Origin of the sequence: Pacificoceanicola onchidii, assembly GCF_004804335.1 — a bacterium.
GTDB classification, from domain to species: Bacteria; Pseudomonadota; Alphaproteobacteria; order Rhodobacterales; family Rhodobacteraceae; genus Pacificoceanicola; species Pacificoceanicola onchidii.
Window position 1 is genome coordinate 174,176 of the sequence record NZ_SRXY01000008.1, and the last position, 20,736, is coordinate 194,911.

The following is a 20,736-nucleotide window of genomic DNA, read 5'->3' on the forward strand; positions in this document are numbered from 1 at the left end:
AGGCGGAGCTCTTTAGTCCTGTTCCAGCTTCACGCGCAGTTCACGCAGAACAGGCAGCGCGGCGCGGACCTTCTCGTCCCCCAGTTCGCCGACCATTTCCGTGATCAGTGGCGAGATCGCCGCCAGTCCGGCATCGCGTGCGGATTTTCCGGCGGGCGAGATCGAGACAAGTTTGCGCCGGGCATCATCCCAATCGGGCCGAATATGCACGTAACCGGCCATCTCCAGTTTCCCGAGTGTATTGGTCATCGCGCCGCGCGTGACATGAAACGCGCGCGCCAACTGCGCCGGGGTGCGCTCGCCGCCGCGTCCAAGGTGATTCAGCACGGAAAAGTGCGAGATTTCCATCTTCTTGGGCAGAACTTTGTTCAGACGCGCCCGAAGCAGCTGGTCCGCTGTCAGAAGCTCGCTGAACAGCGAGATGGCAAGTGTACTGGCGTCATTCATAACGGCCCCTCGAATACTCTGTCGTGGGTTAGGGACGGCACTTTCCGGCGCGCCTCGGCCACAGCGGAAAGATCAAGATCGACCACGAAGACCCCGGTCTGGGTGCCCGCGTCCAGCAACACCTCGCCCCACGGTGATATGACCATACTATGCCCATAAGTCCTGCGTGTCCGGCCTGATCGTGCGTCATGGGTTCCGGTTTGTGCCGGGGCGATGGCAAAGGCACCGGTTTCAATCGCCCGCGCCTGCAAAAGCGGCTGCCAGTGCATTGGCCCGGTTCCGGGAGAAAAGGCGGCCGGCACGGTCAGAATCTCCGCTCCCGCCTTAGCCAGAGCGCGGTAGAGATAGGCAAAACGAATATCGTAACAGATTGTCATACCGATCTTGGCCCAGGGAGTAGCCGCAACCACAGCCCGCTCGCCCGGCGCATAACCGCTTGATTCGCAGTAGGTTTCGGTTTCCGACACCTGCACATCGAACATGTGCATCTTGTCATAACGGGCCTTTATCGAGCCCTTGTCGTCAATCAGCAAGGAGCGATTGGCAAACCGTGCCTCTGGCGGATCGGACTTCAGGGCAAGCGATCCCAAGAGGACCCACTGCTCCCGTTGCGCTGCAAATTCACGGACCGCGCGCAGGGTGTCGTCTTCGGCTTCGGTCTTCAGAACTTCGGTTTGATATGCCCGGTCCATGGAGACGATGTTGGTCACCTCGGGCGTCAGAACGAGGTCCGCGCCAGCCTGCGCGGCCTGTTCCAACATCTCAAGAAGCCCGTCCAGGTTCCGGCTCACGTCATCGCTGGCGCAGGTCTGAAGCAGCGCGACCCGCATCACCCGGCCAGCATCGCGTCCAGTTTGCCCGCGCGTTCCAGCGCATAGAGCTCATCGCAGCCGCCGACGTGTTTTCCGCCGATGAAAATCTGCGGCACCGTGTGACGCCCACCGGCGCGATCCATCATCTCGGGCTTGCGGTTGGGTTCCTGCAGGACATCCACTTCTGAAAACTTCACATGCTTCTGTTTGAGCAAGCGTTTTGCTGCGTGGCAGAACCCGCAGAGGGGCGAGGTATAGATTTCAACGTCTTGCATGTCGCATGTCCCGTGTGGTGTGGGACCTTACTTAGGCTTCTTTGCCAGCCCGCGCCAGTACACTCACGAAAACCTCACTTGCGCCACACGCAAGGCAGGCATCCGCCGCCGCTGCGAGGGTCGCGCCGGAGGTCATGACATCATCGACAACCAGTATACTTCGACCCGCCACAAGCGGCTCGTGACTGGGTGTGACCTGCAACTGTCCCGCCAGAATTTCAAAGCGCTCGTCGCGGCTCTTTCCTTTGAGCATCGGCGTCGGGTGCACCCGGTGCAAGAGGTCCGGCACATAGTCGAGATCAAGCACGTCCGCCAAGGTCTGAGCCAGCAAGGCGGACTGATTGTAGCGCCGGGAAAGGTGGCGTCTCACGTGCAATGGAATGGGCACAACCAAAGTATCGGGGCGCACGATTGGACGGGTGATCCGCGCCATCCACTGCGCGGCAGGCTTCGCGATATCGTGCCTGTCGCCGTGTTTGAGCGCCAGCACCAAACGGCGCGCACGGCCTTCGTAAACAAGCGCTGCTCTGCCGCGGCTCCACGGGCGCGCGATGGTAAGACAATCATCGCACAGCTCCTCGCGGTCAGACTGCCCGGACAGGCGTTTACCACAAAGATCGCAGGACAAACCGGCGATGAATGGTGTTTCCTTCCAACACGCGGCACAAAGACCGAAGTCTTCATCCACCATGGCGCCACAGGACAGACAGCGCGGTGGATAGACCATCTGAACGATCGATTGCATCCGATCTACCCAGCCCATAGTTTTCCCCTCATGTCACAGCCGCTTCCCTTGACCGACCGCAAGGCCCTGATCCGCAATCGCACGCGTGTTTCCGACCCGGCCGCGCTGTTCCTGCATGAAATGGCTCGGGACGATGTTCATGATCGCCTCGCGTTGGTTAACAAGGACTTTACAGATCCGGCGATCGTGACGCCTTTCCCGGCGATTTGGCAGGAGGATTTTCCCGAAGCGCGGATCATTTCGGATGAAGAAACGCTTGGTCTGGACGAAGCAGCCCACGATCTCATCGTGCACGCCTTGGCTTTGCATTGGGCCAATGACCCCGTCGGTCAGCTGATCCAATGTCGCCGCGCCTTGCGTCCGGACGGGCTGCTGCTTTGCCTGACCTTCGGAGGTGAAACGCTGCACGAGTTGCGCAGCGCGCTCGCAACGGCTGAAGCGGACATAACCGGCGGGCTTTCCCCCCGCGTCCTGCCCATGGGCGAAATCCGCGATCTCGGCGCGGTCATGCAAAGGGCGGGTTTGGCCATGCCTGTCGCGGACTCGCTGAGCCTGAACACCAGCTACGAAACCCCGCTGCATCTCATGAGAGAGCTACGCGCGATGGGAGAAGCCAATGCTCTGTCCGGGCGTCTGCGGCACCCGACACGTCGATCTATTTTAATGAAGGCCGCGCAACTTTATGTCGAGCAGCACGCGGGGCCGGATGGCAGAATACCCGCAACGTTCGACATCATAACCCTGACCGGCTGGGCGCCCGACGACAGTCAGCCAAAGCCACTCCGCCCCGGTTCCGCGACGCAAAGTCTCGCTGAGGCGTTGGGAACCGAAGAAACGCCCCTCAAGGATTGACGCATCGCGAAAAGGCGATACTTACGCCACAGCCAAAGGGACAAGAGGACGCATGAGATGCGCGACATGACCGACGAAGCCGTAGTGCCAGCCCATGCGCCCGCGGATCATCCGGCGATCAAACCCGCCAAAGTGGGTATTCTGCTCGCCAATCTCGGCACGCCGGATGACTACACCTATTGGCCGATGCGCCGGTATCTGAACGAGTTTCTCTCAGACAAACGTGTCATCGACATCGCATCTTGGAAGTGGCAGCCATTGCTGCAACTGATCATCCTGACCAAGCGGCCTTTCACCTCCGGCGCGAACTACAAGTCGATCTGGAACCACGACAAGGGCGAGAGCCCGTTGATGACAATCACCAAAGATCAGACAGCCAAGATGGCCGCAGCCATGGAAGAGCGTTATGGCGAACAGGTGATGGTCGATTTCTGCATGCGCTACGGCAATCCATCAACCAAGTCCAAGGTCCGGGCGATGGTCGAGGCCGGTTGCCAGAAGATCCTCTTTGTGCCGCTTTACCCTCAACAGGCCGGAGCGACCTCGGCAACCGCGAACGACGAATTCTTCCGCGCCTTGATGGAAGAAAAGTGGCAACCCGCCGTGCGCACCATCCCACCGTATTTCGATCATCCGCTTTATATCGACGCGCTCGCGCAGTCTGTTGAAACGGCCTATGCGGGGCTGGATGACAAACCCGACATGCTGGTTTGTTCCTACCACGGCATGCCCAAGCGCTACCTGCTCGAGGGCGATCCGTATCACTGCCAGTGCCAGAAAAACACGCGCCTGCTGAAAGAACGGCTTGGCTGGAACGACACACAGATCTGCACCACCTTCCAGTCTGTCTTTGGCTCCGAGGAGTGGCTGCGCCCCTATACGGTCGAGCATGTCGCCGATCTGGCCAAGCAAGGCAAAAAGAAGATTGCCGTCATTGCCCCGGCCTTTGCTGCCGATTGCATCGAGACGCTCGAAGAGATCAACGAAGAGATCCAGGAAAGCTTCGAACATGCAGGAGGGGAACAGTTCACCTACATCCCCTGTCTCAATGATGACGATGCTCATATCGAAGCGCTGAGCGCGGTGATCGAGACCAACCTGAAAGGCTGGCTCGAGTAGCGTCAGTGGACGGTTCGCCGCCCCATCATGACGCGGAGACGGCAGTCCTCGCAGAGCAAAGGAAGTCCGGCTCGGCTCGCTGCGTGCATAAGGTTGAGCATGGCGCAGGGTGAAACCAGAAAGCTTGCCTCGGCGAGCGCAACCCCCCGCCTTTGTTCGGTTGCCGCCATGACGAAACGCGCAATCGCAAGTTCGTCTTCGGAGTAGCCTGTCGCCTCGGGTGAAAGGATCAGCGGGGCGTGCCAGCCGTGTTTCTTTAGCAGGTCGAGCATGTCTTCGAAACCGTTCAGGCACGACGCGGCGCGTTGCTCCCCAAGGCATTGGCGCAGGTCATGCCAAACGGCCATCTGCGCCGCTTCGCCTTCGGCCCAATGCCGAAGCATACCGATCAAGCGGCGCTCTGGTCCCCGTAGACCAACGTCAGATCTTTTAATGTCCGAATACCACACGAACGCCTCCGAGTTCTCTCGGATTTATTCCTGACAAAAATTATCAGCAAAGTCAATCTGGAGACTAATCACCAAGCTCCAAGAGCGTCAGAGCCCGGTTTCCTGCTCGATTTGACGCCGTGATTTGCGTTCCCGCTCTGTCGCGCTCTTGAGCTGACCGCATGCGGCCATGATGTCTTCGCCGCGCGGCGTGCGAATCGGGGAGGCATAGCCGGCCTTGTAGATGATGTCCGCAAACCGCTCGATCCGCTCCCAATCGCTGCGCTCATAGGGAGAGCCGGGCCATTCGTTGAAGGGGATCAGGTTGATCTTGGCGGGAATGCCCTGGATCAGCTTGACCAGCCGCCGTGCATCCGCATCTGTGTCGTTCACATCCTTGAGCATCACGTACTCAAACGTGATACGCTCGGAGTTGGACAGGCGCGGGTATTCACGCAGCGAGTTCAGCAAGGCTTCGATGTTCCAACGCTTGTTGATCGGCACCAGTTTGTTGCGCACCTCATCGGTGGTGGCGTGGAAGCTGACCGCCAGAAGACATCCGATCTCTTCGGCGCATTTGGCGATTTCCGGGACAACGCCAGAAGTGGACAGCGTGATGCGGCGGCGCGACAGGGCGATTCCTTCGCCATCCATCACCACCTTCATCGCGTCGCGCACGTTGTCGAAGTTGTAGAGCGGCTCGCCCATGCCCATCAGAACGATGTTCGACAAAAGACGCGGACCGGCATCGCCAGTACCAACACCGGGCTCCGGCCACTCATCCAGATCGTCCCGAGCCATCATAACCTGACCGACGATTTCAGCAGCGGTGAGGTTGCGGACCAGCTTCTGTGTGCCCGTGTGGCAGAAGGAGCAGGTCAGCGTGCAGCCAACCTGGCTTGAGATACACAGCGTGCCGCGATCGGCCTCGGGGATGTAGACAACCTCGACCTCATGCCCGCCGGCGATCCGCACGAGATATTTGCGTGTGCCATCGGCGCTTACCTGACGGGAAACAACCTCCGGCACTTCGACCACAAAATGCTCGGCAAGCTGGGCCCGGTAAGCCTTGGCCAGATTTGTCATCTCCGCAAAATCGCGCACGCCCCAGTGATAGATCCACTGCCAGATCTGGCCGGTGCGCATCTTGGCCTGCTTCTCGGGCGTGCCCATGCCAATCAGAGCCTCGCGCAGCTTTGCGCGGGTCAGACCAACAAGATTGACCTTCCCGTCCTCCGGCAGTTTGCGGGGGATGGTCAGAACGTCCTGGGTAATCGGCGCCTCGGTGGCCATGACACGTATCCTCAAGAAAAGAAGCCTGTCCCATACAGGATTCGCCAGAAAACACAAAGGGCCGAGTGACCCCGACCCTTCAAATCTCAACCGCTGCAGCGCGTGATCAGTTGCAGCGCTTTTCCGCGTCCGTCACGGCGGCTGTGAAGCCCAGCAAAGAGAAAGTGTCTTTGGTTGTTGTCCCACGCGATGACACGGCTGTCATGACAGCGTCAGCGCCACGCTTCATGGCCGTGATCAGTTTCGTGTCGTCCTGCGGCGTAGCCGGCCAGGCCCATTCGCCCTCTGTATAGAGCTCAAACTCGTTGCCGCTGATGTTCACGTTCACCGTGGATCCATTTGCAAAGGGATAGCCACCGGTAAAGGCGACCTGTCCCTGTACCTTCGCATCCGGGCGGTAAAACACCATCAGCAGGATTTCGCCGCGGGTCACGGCAACAACGCGGCCATCCTTGGTGTTGACGCTTTCCTTGAACGTGGTCACCGCCCAGCATTCGCGCGGGTCCTGTCCTTCAAAGACAGACCAGTCCGTCATGGCGTCGACGCGGTTGGTGCTCTCTTCCTGCGCCGCCGCAAAAGACGCGGTCAGGGTCAGCGCCGTTGCGGCGATCACGCGCACAAAGCTTGATTTCATCTCTCGCAGCCTCCAGCTGTCTTTGCCTCAATCGTACAGGCCCGCCCTTGGGATTCGAACCGCCCTTTGGACAGGGCTAGACCTTTTCTCTCGACGGCGGGACAATAGCCTGAAATAGCTGAAAAACGAAAGCCCTCTTGGCAGATTATCGCTTAGACGTGAGACACCCATGACAGCCCCAGCCTTGCTTGCAGAAACCTATCGCGGTCCGTTTTTGGAGAACGCGCACTTTGGACACGCCGTGATCAGCGATGCCTTGGGTGTCGTCGAAGCCTGGGGAGAAGGCGAAACCATCGTTCTGCCCCGCAGTTCTTCAAAGATGATTCAGGCCCTACCGCTGGTCGCCAGCGGGGCAGCCGATCATTTTCATCTGACAGAGGCGCAACTGGCCCTTGCCTGCGCGTCACATGAAGGGGCACCTCTCCATGTAGAGGCCGTGTCCAAGTGGCTCAATGATCTGGGATACAACGAACCCGATCTGATTTGCGGTCCGCAAACGTCGCGCGACAAGGAACTGAAGTTGCAGATGATTCGCGATGGCGAGAAGCCGTGCAGGATCCACAACAATTGTTCAGGCAAACACGCAGGTTTCCTTACGCTTACGAAATACCTGCAGGCTGGCGCGGATTACGTTGACCCGGCGCATCCGGTCCAGAAAACCTGCCGCGACGTTTTCGAGACGATCACGGATCGCGACAGCCCCGGTTTCGGCGTAGATGGATGTTCCGCCCCGAATTTCGCCACGAGCGTTGCCGCGATGGCCAAGGGCATGGCCTGGTTTGCAGGCGCACACAAACGTGAAGATGCCCTGAGCGTTGCGGGGGCTCGTCTGGTTCAGGCGATGTATGCCCATCCGATGATGGTAGCCGGGCATGGGCGCGCCTGCACTTTGCTGATGCGGGCTGCCAACCAGCCTGTGGCCATCAAGACCGGTGCCGACGGTTACTTCATCGCGATTCTGCCCGAGCAGGAGCTGGGCGTTGCCTTGAAAGTGGCGGATGGCACGACTCGCGCCGCAGAAAGTGCGATTGCCGCGATTCTGGTGAAACTGGGCGTCGTTGATGCGAACCATCCTGACGTTCAGCGATTCCTGTGCCCCGACATCAGGAACTGGGACGGTCTTGTGACTGGACAGGTTCGACCAGCAATCACCATGGCGCACTGATCACGCGCCACAAAAGAAAAAGGCGCTGCCGTCGCAGCGCCTTTTCCAATACGTTCCGTAACTGACGATTAGTCAGCTGCGGCAGCCGCGATGATTGCAACCAGCAGCAGCGGGATCAGCAGACCAGCGGAGGAGGAGGATGCTGCGGCTTCTTCAACCACAACAACGGGCTCCATCACAACGTCGTCCTTGGCATAGGAACCGGCCATGGCGGTGGATGCTGCACCAGCAAAAGCGGCGGCAAGAGCGATTTTCTTCATGTTCTTCTCCAGAAATTTGCCCGCCGCGCCCGAACTGAGGAACGCACGACAGGCACCCAAGACTTACCTCGTATGATTGTCTAAGCAGTATTTTAGGGCGATTGCAATTGCATCTTGGCTTGCCCTAACGGCCGCTCGAAAAAGTGTCGTCAAATTAGCAACACTTGTGTGCCAACTTTCGCCATGCCGAAAAGCTCTGCAATGTGCTCATTATAGAGGCCAATGCAGCCATTGGACGAACGACGACCGATCTTTCGCGTGTCATGCGTGCCGTGAATGCGGTAGTAGGTCCAGCTCAGGTACAGGGCGTGCGTGCCAAGCGGATTGTCCGGGCCCGGGCCGACGAAATCCGGCCATTCCGGGTTGCGCTTCTTCATGGAGGGCGTCGGCCGCCAGGACGGGCCTTCTACTTTGCGCACCACTTCGGTCCGGCCTCTGCGCGTCAGGTCTTCGGTCAGCGGAACGGAGGACGGATACAGGTGATAACGCCCGTTATCTTCCCAGAAGTGCAGCGCGCGGCTGCTGATATCAACAAGGATCGCCCCACCATTCAGGTTGTTGAAATACGGCTGCCAGTCCAGTGTCCGGAAGCTGGAAATGTTGCGCCGCACCACCGTGTTGATGTCACGTTCGATCTCTGTGGTGCCTTCATTCACGTCCTGCGCAAGCGCTGGCGCGCCGATAAGCGCGGCGCCCGTGGCAAGGAAATGACGGCGGTTCATGCCTTTACGTGAGGGAATGGCCATGCGCCATACTCCTGTCGAATAACAATTGGATGGCCAATATTATGGCTCGAATGTCTCAGTCGCAATTCAAACCCGCGTGTTTGGGCGGGCTCACGCCGATGTGGGTTTGATTGGCAACGGCTGGCAAGCTAAGGAAACGTTAACAGTAGTTGTCCAAGAGACGTCAGATATGAACCGCCGTAGTTTTCTCGCCCTCTCCACAGCCGTGGTCCTCACTGCCTGTGCAGAGCCGCAATACAGCAACGCGCTTGGGCCGGACGGCAAACCGCTTCCGAAAGTCTACCGAATCGGAGCCGGCGCTACGGCCAAGATCCAGTTCCGCACGCTCGACTCGGTCAACGCTCTGCGCCAGGCGGCCGGTGCCCCGCCGCTGCAACTGGATGCACGCCTGACCGCAGCTGCCGCGACACATGCGCGTGACATGTCCGTCCAGAACCGGCCCTGGCATTTCGGCTCGGATGGCTCTTCCCCGATCGACCGCGTTCAACGCGCGGGCTATCAGGGCCGCATCGTCGGTGAAAACATCTCCGAAACCTTCGAATCCGAGCTTGAAACACTCGGTGCCTGGATGGAAGACGAAGCCACGCGCAAGGTGATCCTTGATCCCTCCGCCCGCGACCTGGGCTTTGCCTGGCATCAGGAAAGCGGCGGAAAGATCTGGTGGACGCTGATCACCGGCTCGCCCGAGCTGTCGGTTATTCCCGGCGCAGCGCCTGCGATCCCATCCTAATTACGGTGTGATACGGATCGGCGTGCCGTCCTTCACCATCGCATAGATGTCTTCCATCTCACGGTCCCGGACCGCAATGCAACCGGCTGTCCAGTCACGCCGCCCGTCGCGGTATTTGCGCGGCCTGCCGTGGATGAAGATGTCGCCACCCGGGCTTTTTCCCAAGGCCTCGGCCTCTGCAATGTCCCGCGCGTTCGGATAGGAAATCCCGATACTGAGGTGGAACTGGCTGTTGGGATTGCGGCGGTCGATCAAATAGTCGCCCTCCGGCGTCCTGCCGTCACCGCGCACCTTCTTGTCCCCTGTCGGGGCAAATCCCAATCCGACCCGATAAGCCTTCAGCACTTCGCCGTTGTGCAACAGATACATGCGCCTTGCGCTCTTGCTGACAAGCACATGGGTCACTTCCGGACCGTCGTATGTCTTGAACTTGCTGCTGCAGGCGCCCAGCCCGAGCAGCATGGCCAGTACCAGCCAGACCTTTAGAAACTGCATCGATCTACCCATTCAGGTTTTTCGTTCACCATACCCGAAAACGATAACCCGAAAAAGCTAACTCTTGCATTAAACTTTAAGTGAGAGACCCGCCGCCACTTCCACGTGAGTCGACCAGCGGAACTGATCAACCACCTGTACGAAGTCCAGCGTGTACCCCGCCTGCACCAGCGTGGCGCAATCACGCGCGAAGGTGACCGGGTTGCAGGAAACATGGGCCACGCGTGGCACTTTCGCCCGCGCAATCTCTGCAATCTGCGCCTCGGCCCCGGCGCGCGGCGGATCGATCACCACACCATCAAGCCGATCAAGTTCATCCAGCATCAACGGGTTGCGAAACAGGTCCCGCGCTTCATGCGTGACATGCTTCAACCCTTCCGCATTGCGCCAACCATGGTCCAGTGCCTGCACCATGGATTTCTCGCCTTCGACCGCATGCACCCGCATGTCTCTCGCCAAAGGCAGGGCAAAAGTCCCGCATCCGGCAAAGAGATCCGCGATCTTGGCGTTTTTGCCCATCGCGCCAAGCGCTTCGCGGACCGCCTCCAGCAACGCTGCTTCGCCTGCTGCCGTGGCTTGCATGAACGAACCAGGCGGAGGCACAACGTCGGCGGTGCCAAAGCGCTGATACGCTGGACGCCGCGTGATGACTTCGTCATCCCACGCCAGCCGAGCCAGATCGAATTTTCGCGCCAGATCAGACAGGGCCACGCGAAGCTGCGTATCAACGTCCTTGCCACCCGAAACAAACACGTCCAGCCCGCCCAGGCTTTCGGTTACGAGCACCGAAAGCTCGCTTTTGCGGCTGGCCCCGAGGATCGCCAACGCCTCGACCATGGGCAAAGAGCCGGCAAGCGCAGGCGTGACCAGTTGGCAGTTCGGGACCGAAACAACAATGTCGGAAGCCTTCTGGTGGAATCCCGCCAAGGCGCCCTTCTTTGTGCGGCGCGCCGAGAAACGCGCTCTGCGGCGCGACTGTGCGGGCGAAGTCACACAGGCGCGAATGTCCGTAGACAACCCGTGCGCATCCAGAGCACGCGCGACGATGTCGGTTTTCCAGTTTTCGACAAAGGCATCGCTCGCGTGCTGGAGCTGACACCCACCGCAGGACTTGGCATGCGCGCAAGATGCTTTCACCCGCTCCGGCACCGGGGTCACGATGCTGGGCTTGGCCATTACACCGTTGACGATGTCGCCGGACACTTCTTCGCCCGGCAAGGCTCCGGGCACAAAGATCGGCCCCGGCGCAATGCCGTCACCCTTGTGGCCGAGCCGTTCTATTGTGATCACTGTCATGACGCGCCTCTAACCCGGTTACCCCGGCTTCGTCCAGTCGGCTCAGGAATGCTCGGACCTGTGCCGCATTACGCAGATGATGGCCTGTCTTGCCCGGGCCCACACGCTGCAAAAGCGCCAGAGGTTTGCGCCGCCCCGTATGGCGCGTGTCCCAGATCCACTTGGTGAATTCCCAATTGAACCGTTCCGGGCAATTCTCCTGCATGTCAGGCCGCGTGCGACCATAGTGACGGATCGTGCGCCAAAACACGCGCCATGCCCTGACATGCAGCGGGAAATCGAGAAAGATATAGGTGTCCGCCCGCGAAAACCGGTGTTCCCATGTCGCCGACAGTCCGCCTTCAAAGACCCAGATCGGTTTGGCCTGTTCCGCCATGGCCATGGCGATCTTTTCATCCCGGGGGCGCTCTTGCCAGCCCGGCAAATGGTGAATGCGATCCACATGCACCACCGGAAGGCCGGTTCTGTCGCCAATCATCCGGGCAAGCGTTGACTTGCCGGACCCCGGTTGCCCGACGATCATCACCCGTTTCATTCCGCCGCTTCCTGCGCTTCGTCCGAGCCAAGGAATCCGCCCGATTGCCGCTCCCAGTAGCGCGCATAAAGCCCGCCCTGCGCGAGCAGCGCTTCATGCGTTCCCTCTTCGGCGATCTTGCCATCGTGCATCACGATGATCCGGTCCATGCTGCTGATCGTGGAGAGCCGATGCGCGATGGCGAGCACGGTTTTACCCACCATCACACGTGTCAAAGCGTCTTGAATGCTGGCTTCAACCTCGGAATCAAGGGCGGAGGTGGCCTCGTCCAATACCAGAATCGGCGCATCTTTCAAAATGGCGCGCGCCAGGGCAATTCTCTGGCGCTGCCCTCCGGACAGTTTCACACCGCGCTCGCCCAAATACGCCTCATACCCTTCGCGGTCTGCATGATCTTTCAAACCGAGAATGAAATCGTGCGCTTCGGCACGGTGCGCGGCTTCGAACACCTCCTCGTCGCTGGCATCGGGGCGGCCGTAGCGGATGTTGTCCATGGCCGAGCGATTGAACATGGCCGTCTCCTGTGTGACCATGCCGATCTGGCGCCGCAAGCTGTCCTGTGTGACCGTCGCAATGTCCTGCCCGTCGATCAGAACATCGCCCCGCTCAACGTCATAGAGCCGCATCAGGATCGATACCAGCGTGGACTTTCCTGCACCCGAAGCCCCGACAACACCCAGCTTCTCACCCGGCGCTATGGTCAGGTTGATGTGCTCTACGCCACCGGTTTCGCGCCCATAGGCAAAGCCGACATCGCGAAATTCGATCCGTCCCTGATCAACCGCCAGCGCTCCGGCCTCCGGCGCATCCACCAGATCATGCGGCGGCGTCAGCGTCCGCATGCCGTCTTCGACCTCGCCAATGTTGGCGTAGAGCCCCATAAGCGCGAACGATACCCAGCCGGTCATCTGAGCCAGCCGCAAAGAAACCGCCCCGGTAGCGGCAATGTCCCCTGCGGAGACCATGCCAAGGCTCCAGAACCAAAGCGCGCCGCCAACCATCATGACCGGCAACAAACCGGCAAGCGCCATGAGCCAGAAGCGAAATGCGACACTGACACGGCCAAACTCGATGAACCGCGTGCGATAGGTTCCGATCGCGCCCAGCGCCGCCTGATCCTCATACTCGGAGTGCGCGAAGAGCTTCACGGTCTTGATGTTGGTGACCGTATCCACCATCTGCCCGGTGATCATCGCCCGGGCCGCCGCGCGCGCCTTAGACTTTTCACGCACCTTGGGCATGAAATACCGGATCAGGAAACCATAGGCGACCATCCAGACCACCAGACCCGCCGCGATACGCCAATCCACCGTGCCAAGCAGCAGAACAGCCCCCACCACTGATGCCACGGCAAAAAGCACCGTGTGCAGGATTTCCGTGATGACGTCGTTGAGCGCCCGTGCGGTCTGCATCTCCTTCTGACTGATCCGCCCGGCGAAATCATTGTCAAAGAAGCTGACCGAATGGCCGATGGTGAACCGATGTACGCGGCTGAGAATAAGGCTGAACACGTTCGGTTGCGTGACCTGCGTTTGCAGATAGGCGTTCACACCGAACAGCACCGGTCGCAGAACAATGAAAAAGCCCAGTGCGAAGATAAGCAACAGGACATTCGAGCTGAAAACAGTCTCTGTTCCAGCCGAAAGCGCCCCATCCACCACCCAGCCAAGGATGACGGCTGACGATACTTCAACCATTCCGCCCAGCACCGAAAACACGGAGGCAAGGATCAGCGGCGGCCATGCCCCACGGATCGCCCACATCGAAAACCGCCACAGGGTGTCAGGCGGAGGGCCGTCCGCTTCGGCAAGATGGTTTATCCATTCAGTCGGCTTCATAACGCTGCCTCGGCACTGCCTGTGCTGTTGTCTGTATCCGGATCAAGAAACCCGCCGCTCTGGCGCGCCCAGAACCCAGCATATAGCCCCCCTTGCGCCAAAAGCACCTCATGCGTGCCGTCTTCGACGATACGCCCGTTGTCCATCACCAGAATGCGGTCCATTTGGGCAATGGTTGACAGGCGGTGCGCGATGGCGATTACGGTTTTGCCTTCCATGAGGCCATACAGCGTTTCCTGAATGACCGCTTCCACCTCGCTGTCGAGCGCGCTGGTGGCTTCGTCCAAGAGCAGGATTGGCGCATCCTTGAGCATCACACGCGCCAGCGTGATCCGCTGCCGTTGCCCCCCCGAAAGCTTGACCCCCCGTTCACCCACATGCGCGTCATAGCCGGTCCGGCCTTCCGGATCTTCCAGATCCAGGATGAAGTCATGCGCTTGCGCCTTCTTGGCGGCCTCAATGATCTCTTCATCGCTTGCCTCTGGCCGCCCGAACCGCAGGTTGTCCCGCACGGACCGATGCAACAGCGCGCTGTCCTGCTGCACCATGCCGATCTGCTGGCGCAAACTGTCCTGCGTAACCCCGGCGATGTCCTGACCATCTATCATGATCCGGCCCTTCTCCACATCGTAGAAACGCAGCAGCAGTTTCACGAGCGTGGACTTGCCCGCCCCGGATCGCCCAACCAGACCGATCTTTTCGCCCGGGTTGATCGTCAAAGACACCGCATCCAGACCACCTCTGTCCTTGCCGTAATGGTGCGAGACCTCGCTGACCTCGATTTGCCCCTCTTTGAACTGCAAAGGCTTGGCCGCATCCGCATCAACAAGTGTGATCGGCTGGGCAATGGTTTCCATGCCTTCCTGAACCACGCCGATTTCGCGGAACAGGCTCGTGGTCGCCCACATGATCCAGCCGGTCATCGCGTTGAGCCGCAACACAAGCGCCGACGCCGCAGCAACAGCTCCGGCAGAGGCATTGCCCTGCGACCAGAGAACAATCGCCCAGCCGACAACACCGACGATCAGCAGGCCGTTCAATATGACCAAAGCCACATCCATGGTGGTATAGAGCCGCATTTCCCGCTGGAATGTCCGGCGCGCATGTTCGATCGCCTCACCAGCATAGGCCATTTCCTGATCGTGGTGCGCAAACATCTTGATCGCATGGATGTTGGTATAGGCATCCACCACCCGCCCGGTGATCTTCGAGCGGGCGTCACTGGACGCTTTCGACGCCGGGCTGACACGCAGGACTGTCCACCGGATAAGCAGACCGTACAGCACGACCCAGATCAGCAGTGGCAGGATCAGCCGCGCATCTGCGTCCGCAAGCAAGACAGCCGCCCCGACGACATAGGCAATCGAAAACGTCATGGCGTCAAAGACCTGAAAGGTCACTTCGCCCACGGCAGGCGGGGTTTGCATGATCCGGTTGGCAATGCGTCCGGCGAAGTCATTCTCGAACCAGCCAACAGACTGGCGCAGCACATGGCTATGCGCCCTGAACCGGATCAACGTGCCAATGTTGGGCAACATGGCGTTGTTCAGCAGGGCAACATCCACAACCTGAATAATCGGCCGAAGAACCAGGATAAATACGGCCAAGACAATCAACGTCGTGCCGTGGGTCTCCCAAACCTGCTCGGGCTGACCGGACAGGATGTCGACGACCCAACCCATGGCCCAGATCAGGCCGATCTCGATCCCGGCCACAACAATGGACAGCAAAACCGCCCAGACGAAAATGCCCCGGAAAACACGGGTGTAATTCCAGATAAAGGGCAGGACTTTTTGCGGCGGCGTATCCTGCACAGGATAATCCGCATAAGGGTCAACTAGGTTTTCAAAGAAGCGAAACATATCGGAAGCCTCACGTATAGGCACTGGCAAATTTGACGAGGGGCGGGACCTGACGGGCCCACACACAAACAGGGCGACTCAGGCTAGGCTGGTTCGAATCCTGTTCTTCATCATCAAATTTCCTCCGATAGGTGATGTTGGATTAGCGGAAATCCAAGCTCTTGTCACCCCTCTTGGTTGAGCAGTTTCAAAAGCGCCTCTTTTTGAAGGGTAAAACCTGATGCAATCCAGAACCTTTGCAGCTTTGTCAGTGCTTTACCAAGCGCTGGTCCTTGCAGGTGCGGCATCAAATCTTTGGCGGTCACGGGAAACTGAGCCTGTGTTCCGGCTTGGATCTGAGCTTCGGTATCAGAAGCCAAAGGCATTTCCAGCATGGCAGCACGCAAGACAGCAACGTCCTGCGCAACCGCACCGCCGTCACGCCAGGCGATCTCCGGCAAACCCTTGGAGTCCGAGATACGACACTGCAAAAGAGCCAGCTGCTTTTGCGCCTGTTTGGACAAACGCAGCGCAGCGCCATCGAAAAATCCCGTTGCCGCCATACGCCTGAGCGCATCCGGACCCAGCGCCATGGATTGCTCGTGGATGATCAGCGGGCCCAACGCGCGTGTCGTGGCGCCCGGCATGATTCGGTGCAAGACACCTGTCTGCTCCATCACGCTAACGGCCACGGTGGGGTCCGGCGCGGCGAACAGTTTGCACAGTTCAGCACCCACTCGCTCTCTGGAGAGGTGGTCCAGACCATCCAGGTTTTCGGCAATCGCGGCGAGGGCCTCCGGATCAACGCCCGCCTCCGGGTTGCCGTACCAGGCCGTAAATCGGAAATACCTGAGAATCCGAAGATAATCTTCGCGAATGCGCGTCTGCGCATCCTGAATGAACCGAAATCGCCGCGCGCGCAGATCCTCCAACCCGCCAAGCGGGTCCTTGATCAGACCATGCCGATCCGCATAGAGAGCATTCATCGTGAAATCGCGCCGGATGGCGTCTTCTTTCATGGTTTGAGCAAACCGAACCACGGCGCGGCGTCCGTCGGTCTCCACATCCGCGCGATAGGTCGTCACTTCATAAGGCTCGCCATTGGCCACAACCGTGATCGTGCCGTGATCGATACCTGTCGGGATCGCCTTCAACCCACTTGCCTTGGCGAGCTTCAAAACGTCTTCAGGCCGCGCAGAGGTGGAAATATCCACATCGGCCACAGGTTCACCCAATAGTGCATTGCGCACACAGCCGCCGACAGCAAAGGCCTCAAAACCCGCCTCTTCCAGCGTTTTCATGACAAGCTGTGTTCCCTTGGCTTCCAGCCAAGACCCCGAAACCCGAGTCATTCCGAAACTCTGTCCGCCAGGACCCGCAGCATACGCGCCGTCGCGCCCCAGATGTAATATGGGCCAAGCGGCGCAGTAAAATACGATCTGCGGTGCCCGCGCCACCGCCTGCTTTGCACGGCGTAACGCGCCGGATCCGTCACATGGGCAAAGGGCGCACGAAACACCTCTTCGACCTCACCCTTTTCCGGCAAAACCTCAAAGGATTCCCGAACAAGCCCAAGAACCGGTGTCACAAGGAAGCCCGTCACCGTCTCATGCGTCGGAAGAGTTCCAATGACCTCGACATGTGTCTTGGGCAGGCCGATCTCTTCGTATGCTTCGCGCAGCGCTGCATCGACAACGTCCCGATCACCTTCATCCTGTTTACCACCGGGGAAGGCGATCTGGCCTGGATGATGCTTCAAACGAGACGACCGCTTGGTCAGAATGACCTCAAGACCCAGAGGCGTCTGCTCAAACGCGCAGAGTACACCGGCCGGGCGCAGTTTCCGATCCGCAGGCAGGACAACGTCCGGGTTGAGATCAAAATCAGAGGTTACCGCCCCTTGGACGGTAACCGCTTTTCTCAAAGCATTGATCTGTTCAACGGTCTCCATCGTTCGCCTCGAACCCCACAGTGGCCGGGTCCAAAACGTAGTGGGCTCCGCAGAACTGGCAATCTGCCGTCACTTTCCCGTCCTCGGTTGTCATCTTCTCGATATCCCTGGCGGAATAAATCGAAAGACTCTGGCGCACACGTTCTTCGGAGCAGGTACACCCGAACCGGATCTGTTGCGCATCGAAAACCCGAGGCTGCTCTTCGTGGAACAACCGCACGAGTAATTGGTCCGGAGACACGCTCGGGCCGATCAATTCAAGCTCCTCAACCGTCCCGAGATGCATATTGACGCGTGTCCAGTTCTCTTCGGAATCTTCATCGACAACGTCATGGGCTACGAGCAAGCCTTCGTCACCCGACCCACCATCCTGCGCAAAAGGTGACGCTTTTGGCATATGCTGCAGCATGACACCCCCGGCACGCCAATGCTCCGGAATGCCAGGCGCGCTGGACCGGCCGTAGGACAGGGCGAACGTCGTCGGCAGCTGCTCAGACTGTGCAAAATAGCTGGATGCACAATCCGATAGGCTGTTGCCCGCAATCGGGGTGATACCCTGATAGGGCTGCATGCCTTCGCCCTGGTCAATCAGGATCGCAAAATACCCCGTGCCAAGCTGCTGAAACGGCGGTGCGTCGGTGATTCGATCCTCGTCGAAGCTGGCATAGGCCCGGATGCGCGCGGGTTGCCCTTCTTCGTCGGGGCCATAGTAATCCGTTGCGATCATACGCACGGGCCCGTTGGTCTGCACCTGCAAGGACAACTTCCAACGCAGCTTGATCGTTTGGCCGATCAAGGCGGTGAGCAAGGCCATCTCTGCAACCAGGGCCTCCACCGGGGCAGGATAATTGTGCTGTTTCAAGACGCCACTGAGCACGCCGTCAAGGCGCGCAATCCGACCGCGCATATCAGAGCGGTCAAGCTGGAATGGCAGGACGGTATCGTCCCAGGCGATTTTCGAGCCAATGGTCATGGGGTTTCCTTATCAGCCAAGCGCTGGCATACCGCAGCCATATAGGAGCGATCAAGGCGAGCGCAAAGGGGCGATGGCATGATCCGGAGATACGGGCAACCTCCCAAACAGGGTCTGAGGTACAAATCCAGACCGGGAGTCTACGCAATTCTGCCTCGGAACGGCCGTCTTCTTCTGACGCATCAAATGCATCCAGAGCCGGAATTCCAGTTACCTGGTGGGGGTATAGACCCGGGCGAGCACCCGCTGACAGCCCTCCATCGTGAGGTTTTCGAAGAAACCGGTTGGCACATTGCAAACCCACGGCGGTTGGGTGCATTTCGTCGATTTACCTTCATGCCGGAGTACGATCTTTGGGCAGAAAAGCTCTGTATTGTCTATCACGCCTGTCCGGTTCGAGCGCACGGCGCGCCAACCGAAGATGGCCACAGTGCCCATTGGTTGACTCCCTTCGCCGCCGCGCAGAGCCTGGGAAATCCCGGCGATCGGGCTTTTGTGATTCAGAGCTTTCTTTGAGAATCAGGGCTGGCTGACGGCGTCAAACTCCAGAAGAGCGGCGGACACATCGTCCCCGAGCGACTCGGCGTTTTCCATGTCGGCGGTCAGTCGCCAGAACATGTCTTCCAAAAGCTCGGGTCCCTCGCCGCCGGTTTCAACGCTCTTGCGGAAAATGTCCGCGAGCCCCTCCTCCTCCAGCATCGAGCCGTCTTTCATGACCGCCTCTGTAAACCCGTCGGAGTAAAGCAAAAGCCGGTCACCGCACTCCATCTTGAAGCCGACTTGATCGTACATCACCTCGTCAACCAAGCCGATTGGCAATCCGCCGCTGCCTAGAAACTCAACGGCGCCATTGCGGCGCAACAGTATCGGCGGCGGGTGGCCCGCCTGAATCATCTGCATATCGCCGCTCTTCAAATCGGCGGAGACAAACGCCATCGTCAGGTACTCTTCCACCCCCGGATCCGCCGCCAGTCTTTCGTTGAGCATCTGGCCGGTTAGGGCCGGTTCCCGCATCAAGTAGTTCTGGTCAGACCGTTTTTCCAAGGCGATGTTCTGATCGGGAAAAGCGCTGGACATATAGCCAGCAACCCGTGCCGTCACCATCGCAGAGGTGATGCCGTGGCCGGACACATCAATGCTGTAAAGACCCATACGATCTAATCCCGGGGCAAACATCCCAACCAGATCGCCACCCACGTGACCACAAGGCTGAAGCAGCAAGCTCACCCGGGATGTGCCAAAAGTGCGCACGCGCTCCGGAACGAGCGCCTGTTGAATTTTCCGAGCTTGCTTGAGGTCATTGTCGATCGCTTCATGAATGCTCTGCAACTCGGAAAACGCTTCTGAAATCTGGCGGTTCTTTTCCGAGAGCTGCCGCTCCATCGAAACGACGCGGGCACCTGCGTTGATGCGCGCACGCAATTCATGTGCGTTTACCGGCTTTGTCAGAAAGTCATCGGCACCGGCATCAAGCCCTTGCGCCACATCACCCTTGTCACTCTTGGATGTCAGCAGAATGAAATAGCCATAGGTCTCATCCTGAATTTCCCGAAACCGGCGGCAGAACTCCAAACCATCCATGCCCGGCATCATCCAGTCAGACAGCACCAGATCAGGAGGCGTTTGCGCGCAAATCTCAAGCGCTTCCAATCCGGACTTTGCCTGCAGCACGTCAAAACCGGAACGCGCCAACATTGAGCTGACGATTTTCAGCTGCATCGGGCTATCGTCCACGATCAATACACGTCGAACGGCATCCGGTTCATTGTTCAATTCATTTTTTGCGCGTGCCTGCACGGTCTCTCTCAGCCTCATGGGCAATTCAGTTCGTCCAAGGCTTGATACGGGACCCCAAGTTAACAGGCTCTGAAATCTAAAATCTGAATGAATCACCTTTTGCGTGAAACGTACCGTTCACCTTTGCTGTCTATCAATGCACGCAGTAGTGGAGTAACCGAACATGATTGACTGGGCACGCGTTGGTGAACTGCGGGAAGAAATCGGTCCTGAGGACTTTGGTGAGGTTCTTGAGCTGTTCTTGATGGAGGTCGAGGGCGCTATTGATCTGCTTGATGGCGCACAGGGAGACCCTGTGGTCACAGAAGAGCAGATGCACTTTCTGAAAGGTGCCTCCCTCAATCTCGGCTTTGCCGATCTGGCCGCGCTTTGTGAAACTGGGGAAAGGGCAGCCGCCGCAGGCGATGCGAATGCTGTGCCATTCGGCAAGGTGCGCGCCACCTTTGATCAGAGCAAAGCCGCCTTTTTGACAGACTTCCCACAAAGGTTTGCCGCCTGAACCGG

At 59.0% G+C, this 20,736-nt stretch carries 24 protein-coding genes; 6 read left to right on the forward strand and 18 right to left on the reverse strand.

Annotated features, from left to right (window positions below; translation table 11 throughout):
- Positions 1-12: 12 nt before the first annotated feature.
- The 4 genes from E4662_RS19675 to E4662_RS19690 are packed head-to-tail and all read right to left on the reverse strand — an operon-like array spanning position 13 to position 2,297.
- Positions 13-447: a MarR family winged helix-turn-helix transcriptional regulator gene (locus E4662_RS19675; protein ID WP_136443335.1), complete on the reverse strand. Its 435-nt coding sequence runs from the start codon at positions 445-447 to the stop codon at positions 13-15.
- On the reverse strand, positions 444-1,277 hold the full coding sequence (locus E4662_RS19680; protein ID WP_136443336.1) for a carbon-nitrogen hydrolase family protein: 834 nt from the start codon (positions 1,275-1,277) through the stop codon (positions 444-446). The genes E4662_RS19675 and E4662_RS19680 overlap by 4 nt, the downstream gene beginning before the upstream one ends.
- On the reverse strand, positions 1,277-1,534 hold the full coding sequence (gene grxC, locus E4662_RS19685; protein ID WP_136443337.1) for a glutaredoxin 3: 258 nt from the start codon (positions 1,532-1,534) through the stop codon (positions 1,277-1,279). The genes E4662_RS19680 and grxC overlap by 1 nt, the downstream gene beginning before the upstream one ends.
- Before the next feature lie 31 nt (positions 1,535-1,565).
- Positions 1,566-2,297, reverse strand: coding sequence for a ComF family protein (locus E4662_RS19690; protein WP_240705261.1), 732 nt, complete (start codon positions 2,295-2,297; stop codon positions 1,566-1,568).
- A gap of 12 nt (positions 2,298-2,309) precedes the next feature.
- Here E4662_RS19690 and E4662_RS19695 point away from each other — a divergent pair, with 12 nt between their 5' ends.
- Together E4662_RS19695 and hemH are read left to right on the forward strand one after the other, a co-directional pair.
- A complete protein-coding gene (locus E4662_RS19695) occupies positions 2,310-3,131 on the forward strand; it encodes a methyltransferase domain-containing protein (RefSeq protein ID WP_136443338.1) in 822 nt (273 codons plus the stop codon).
- A gap of 57 nt (positions 3,132-3,188) precedes the next feature.
- Entirely contained in the window at positions 3,189-4,250 is a 1,062-nt protein-coding gene (gene hemH / locus E4662_RS19700; protein ID WP_136443339.1) for a ferrochelatase, read from the forward strand.
- 2 nt (positions 4,251-4,252) lie between these two features.
- Here hemH and E4662_RS19705 read toward each other — a convergent pair whose 3' ends face one another.
- The 3 genes from E4662_RS19705 to E4662_RS19715 form a co-directional block, all read right to left on the reverse strand.
- Positions 4,253-4,642 carry a hypothetical protein gene (locus tag E4662_RS19705; protein ID WP_420819279.1) on the reverse strand — a complete coding sequence of 130 codons (390 nt, stop codon included), beginning with the start codon at positions 4,640-4,642 and terminating at the stop codon, positions 4,253-4,255.
- Between the two features lie 144 nt (positions 4,643-4,786).
- Positions 4,787-5,971, reverse strand: coding sequence for a dual-specificity RNA methyltransferase RlmN (gene rlmN, locus E4662_RS19710; RefSeq protein ID WP_136443341.1), 1,185 nt, complete (start codon positions 5,969-5,971; stop codon positions 4,787-4,789).
- A 106-nt stretch (positions 5,972-6,077) separates the two neighbouring features.
- A complete protein-coding gene (locus tag E4662_RS19715) occupies positions 6,078-6,605 on the reverse strand; it encodes an invasion associated locus B family protein (protein WP_136443342.1) in 528 nt (175 codons plus the stop codon).
- Positions 6,606-6,774: 169 nt separating this feature from the next.
- Between E4662_RS19715 and E4662_RS19720 the strand changes: the two genes are divergently transcribed.
- Positions 6,775-7,770 carry an asparaginase gene (locus tag E4662_RS19720; protein ID WP_136443343.1) on the forward strand — a complete coding sequence of 332 codons (996 nt, stop codon included), beginning with the start codon at positions 6,775-6,777 and terminating at the stop codon, positions 7,768-7,770.
- Between the two features lie 68 nt (positions 7,771-7,838).
- Here the strand turns inward: E4662_RS19720 and E4662_RS19725 are convergent, their stop codons facing one another.
- Entirely contained in the window at positions 7,839-8,030 is a 192-nt protein-coding gene (locus E4662_RS19725; RefSeq protein ID WP_136443344.1) for a ferrochelatase, read from the reverse strand.
- A gap of 149 nt (positions 8,031-8,179) precedes the next feature.
- On the reverse strand, positions 8,180-8,776 hold the full coding sequence (locus tag E4662_RS19730) for a L,D-transpeptidase family protein (protein WP_136443345.1): 597 nt from the start codon (positions 8,774-8,776) through the stop codon (positions 8,180-8,182).
- 169 nt (positions 8,777-8,945) lie between these two features.
- On the opposite strand from E4662_RS19730, the gene dalA reads away from it, so the two are divergent.
- The gene (gene dalA, locus E4662_RS19735; protein WP_136443346.1) at positions 8,946-9,506 is read left to right on the forward strand and encodes a divisome-associated lipoprotein DalA; all 561 of its coding nucleotides are present in this window, start codon (positions 8,946-8,948) and stop codon (positions 9,504-9,506) included.
- Here dalA and E4662_RS19740 read toward each other — a convergent pair whose 3' ends face one another.
- From E4662_RS19740 to hslO, 8 genes are all read right to left on the reverse strand, one after another.
- Entirely contained in the window at positions 9,507-10,001 is a 495-nt protein-coding gene (locus tag E4662_RS19740; protein ID WP_136443469.1) for a L,D-transpeptidase family protein, read from the reverse strand.
- Between the two features lie 69 nt (positions 10,002-10,070).
- Positions 10,071-11,297, reverse strand: a complete 1,227-nt coding sequence (locus E4662_RS19745; RefSeq protein ID WP_136443347.1) for a class I SAM-dependent RNA methyltransferase — start codon at positions 11,295-11,297, stop codon at positions 10,071-10,073.
- Complete coding sequence (locus E4662_RS19750; protein ID WP_240705262.1) at positions 11,257-11,832, reverse strand: AAA family ATPase; 576 nt, start codon at positions 11,830-11,832, stop codon at positions 11,257-11,259. Before E4662_RS19750 ends, E4662_RS19745 begins: the two co-directional genes overlap by 41 nt.
- On the reverse strand, positions 11,829-13,670 hold the full coding sequence (locus E4662_RS19755; protein WP_136443348.1) for an ABC transporter ATP-binding protein: 1,842 nt from the start codon (positions 13,668-13,670) through the stop codon (positions 11,829-11,831). The genes E4662_RS19750 and E4662_RS19755 overlap by 4 nt, the downstream gene beginning before the upstream one ends.
- Entirely contained in the window at positions 13,667-15,532 is a 1,866-nt protein-coding gene (locus E4662_RS19760) for an ABC transporter ATP-binding protein (protein ID WP_136443349.1), read from the reverse strand. Before E4662_RS19760 ends, E4662_RS19755 begins: the two co-directional genes overlap by 4 nt.
- A 164-nt stretch (positions 15,533-15,696) precedes the next feature.
- Positions 15,697-16,863, reverse strand: a complete 1,167-nt coding sequence (locus E4662_RS19765) for a CCA tRNA nucleotidyltransferase (protein ID WP_136443350.1) — start codon at positions 16,861-16,863, stop codon at positions 15,697-15,699.
- Positions 16,860-17,462: a CoA pyrophosphatase gene (locus tag E4662_RS19770; protein ID WP_136443351.1), complete on the reverse strand. Its 603-nt coding sequence runs from the start codon at positions 17,460-17,462 to the stop codon at positions 16,860-16,862. Before E4662_RS19770 ends, E4662_RS19765 begins: the two co-directional genes overlap by 4 nt.
- Positions 17,449-18,435, reverse strand: coding sequence for an Hsp33 family molecular chaperone HslO (hslO, locus tag E4662_RS19775; RefSeq protein ID WP_136443352.1), 987 nt, complete (start codon positions 18,433-18,435; stop codon positions 17,449-17,451). Before hslO ends, E4662_RS19770 begins: the two co-directional genes overlap by 14 nt.
- Positions 18,436-18,513: 78 nt before the next feature.
- On the opposite strand from hslO, the gene E4662_RS19780 reads away from it, so the two are divergent.
- Positions 18,514-18,951 carry an NUDIX domain-containing protein gene (locus E4662_RS19780; protein WP_136443353.1) on the forward strand — a complete coding sequence of 146 codons (438 nt, stop codon included), beginning with the start codon at positions 18,514-18,516 and terminating at the stop codon, positions 18,949-18,951.
- 3 nt (positions 18,952-18,954) lie between these two features.
- Here the strand turns inward: E4662_RS19780 and E4662_RS19785 are convergent, their stop codons facing one another.
- Positions 18,955-20,250: a PP2C family protein-serine/threonine phosphatase gene (locus tag E4662_RS19785; protein WP_136443354.1), complete on the reverse strand. Its 1,296-nt coding sequence runs from the start codon at positions 20,248-20,250 to the stop codon at positions 18,955-18,957.
- Between the two features lie 145 nt (positions 20,251-20,395).
- On the opposite strand from E4662_RS19785, the gene E4662_RS19790 reads away from it, so the two are divergent.
- Positions 20,396-20,731, forward strand: a complete 336-nt coding sequence (locus E4662_RS19790; RefSeq protein ID WP_136443355.1) for an Hpt domain-containing protein — start codon at positions 20,396-20,398, stop codon at positions 20,729-20,731.
- The last annotated feature ends 5 nt before the right edge of the window (positions 20,732-20,736 follow it).

Coding starts and splice junctions, on each gene's coding strand:
- E4662_RS19680 (WP_136443336.1), bottom strand. CDS start 1,277: ATGCGGGTCGCGCTGCTTCAGACCTGCGCCAGCGATGACGTGAGCCGG.
- E4662_RS19750 (WP_240705262.1), bottom strand. CDS start 11,832: ATGAAACGGGTGATGATCGTCGGGCAACCGGGGTCCGGCAAGTCAACG.
- E4662_RS19765 (WP_136443350.1), bottom strand. CDS start 16,863: ATGACTCGGGTTTCGGGGTCTTGGCTGGAAGCCAAGGGAACACAGCTT.
- E4662_RS19730 (WP_136443345.1), bottom strand. CDS start 8,776: ATGGCCATTCCCTCACGTAAAGGCATGAACCGCCGTCATTTCCTTGCC.
- grxC (WP_136443337.1), bottom strand. CDS start 1,534: ATGCAAGACGTTGAAATCTATACCTCGCCCCTCTGCGGGTTCTGCCAC.
- E4662_RS19780 (WP_136443353.1), top strand. CDS start 18,514: ATGATCCGGAGATACGGGCAACCTCCCAAACAGGGTCTGAGGTACAAA.
- E4662_RS19790 (WP_136443355.1), top strand. CDS start 20,396: ATGATTGACTGGGCACGCGTTGGTGAACTGCGGGAAGAAATCGGTCCT.
- E4662_RS19785 (WP_136443354.1), bottom strand. CDS start 20,250: ATGAGGCTGAGAGAGACCGTGCAGGCACGCGCAAAAAATGAATTGAAC.
- rlmN (WP_136443341.1), bottom strand. CDS start 5,971: ATGGCCACCGAGGCGCCGATTACCCAGGACGTTCTGACCATCCCCCGC.
- E4662_RS19675 (WP_136443335.1), bottom strand. CDS start 447: ATGAATGACGCCAGTACACTTGCCATCTCGCTGTTCAGCGAGCTTCTG.
- E4662_RS19695 (WP_136443338.1), top strand. CDS start 2,310: ATGTCACAGCCGCTTCCCTTGACCGACCGCAAGGCCCTGATCCGCAAT.
- E4662_RS19720 (WP_136443343.1), top strand. CDS start 6,775: ATGACAGCCCCAGCCTTGCTTGCAGAAACCTATCGCGGTCCGTTTTTG.
- dalA (WP_136443346.1), top strand. CDS start 8,946: ATGAACCGCCGTAGTTTTCTCGCCCTCTCCACAGCCGTGGTCCTCACT.
- E4662_RS19760 (WP_136443349.1), bottom strand. CDS start 15,532: ATGTTTCGCTTCTTTGAAAACCTAGTTGACCCTTATGCGGATTATCCT.
- E4662_RS19725 (WP_136443344.1), bottom strand. CDS start 8,030: ATGAAGAAAATCGCTCTTGCCGCCGCTTTTGCTGGTGCAGCATCCACC.
- E4662_RS19715 (WP_136443342.1), bottom strand. CDS start 6,605: ATGAAATCAAGCTTTGTGCGCGTGATCGCCGCAACGGCGCTGACCCTG.
- hemH (WP_136443339.1), top strand. CDS start 3,189: ATGCGCGACATGACCGACGAAGCCGTAGTGCCAGCCCATGCGCCCGCG.
- E4662_RS19740 (WP_136443469.1), bottom strand. CDS start 10,001: ATGCAGTTTCTAAAGGTCTGGCTGGTACTGGCCATGCTGCTCGGGCTG.
- E4662_RS19745 (WP_136443347.1), bottom strand. CDS start 11,297: ATGACAGTGATCACAATAGAACGGCTCGGCCACAAGGGTGACGGCATT.
- E4662_RS19755 (WP_136443348.1), bottom strand. CDS start 13,670: ATGAAGCCGACTGAATGGATAAACCATCTTGCCGAAGCGGACGGCCCT.
- E4662_RS19770 (WP_136443351.1), bottom strand. CDS start 17,462: ATGGAGACCGTTGAACAGATCAATGCTTTGAGAAAAGCGGTTACCGTC.
- hslO (WP_136443352.1), bottom strand. CDS start 18,435: ATGACCATTGGCTCGAAAATCGCCTGGGACGATACCGTCCTGCCATTC.
- E4662_RS19690 (WP_240705261.1), bottom strand. CDS start 2,297: ATGGGCTGGGTAGATCGGATGCAATCGATCGTTCAGATGGTCTATCCA.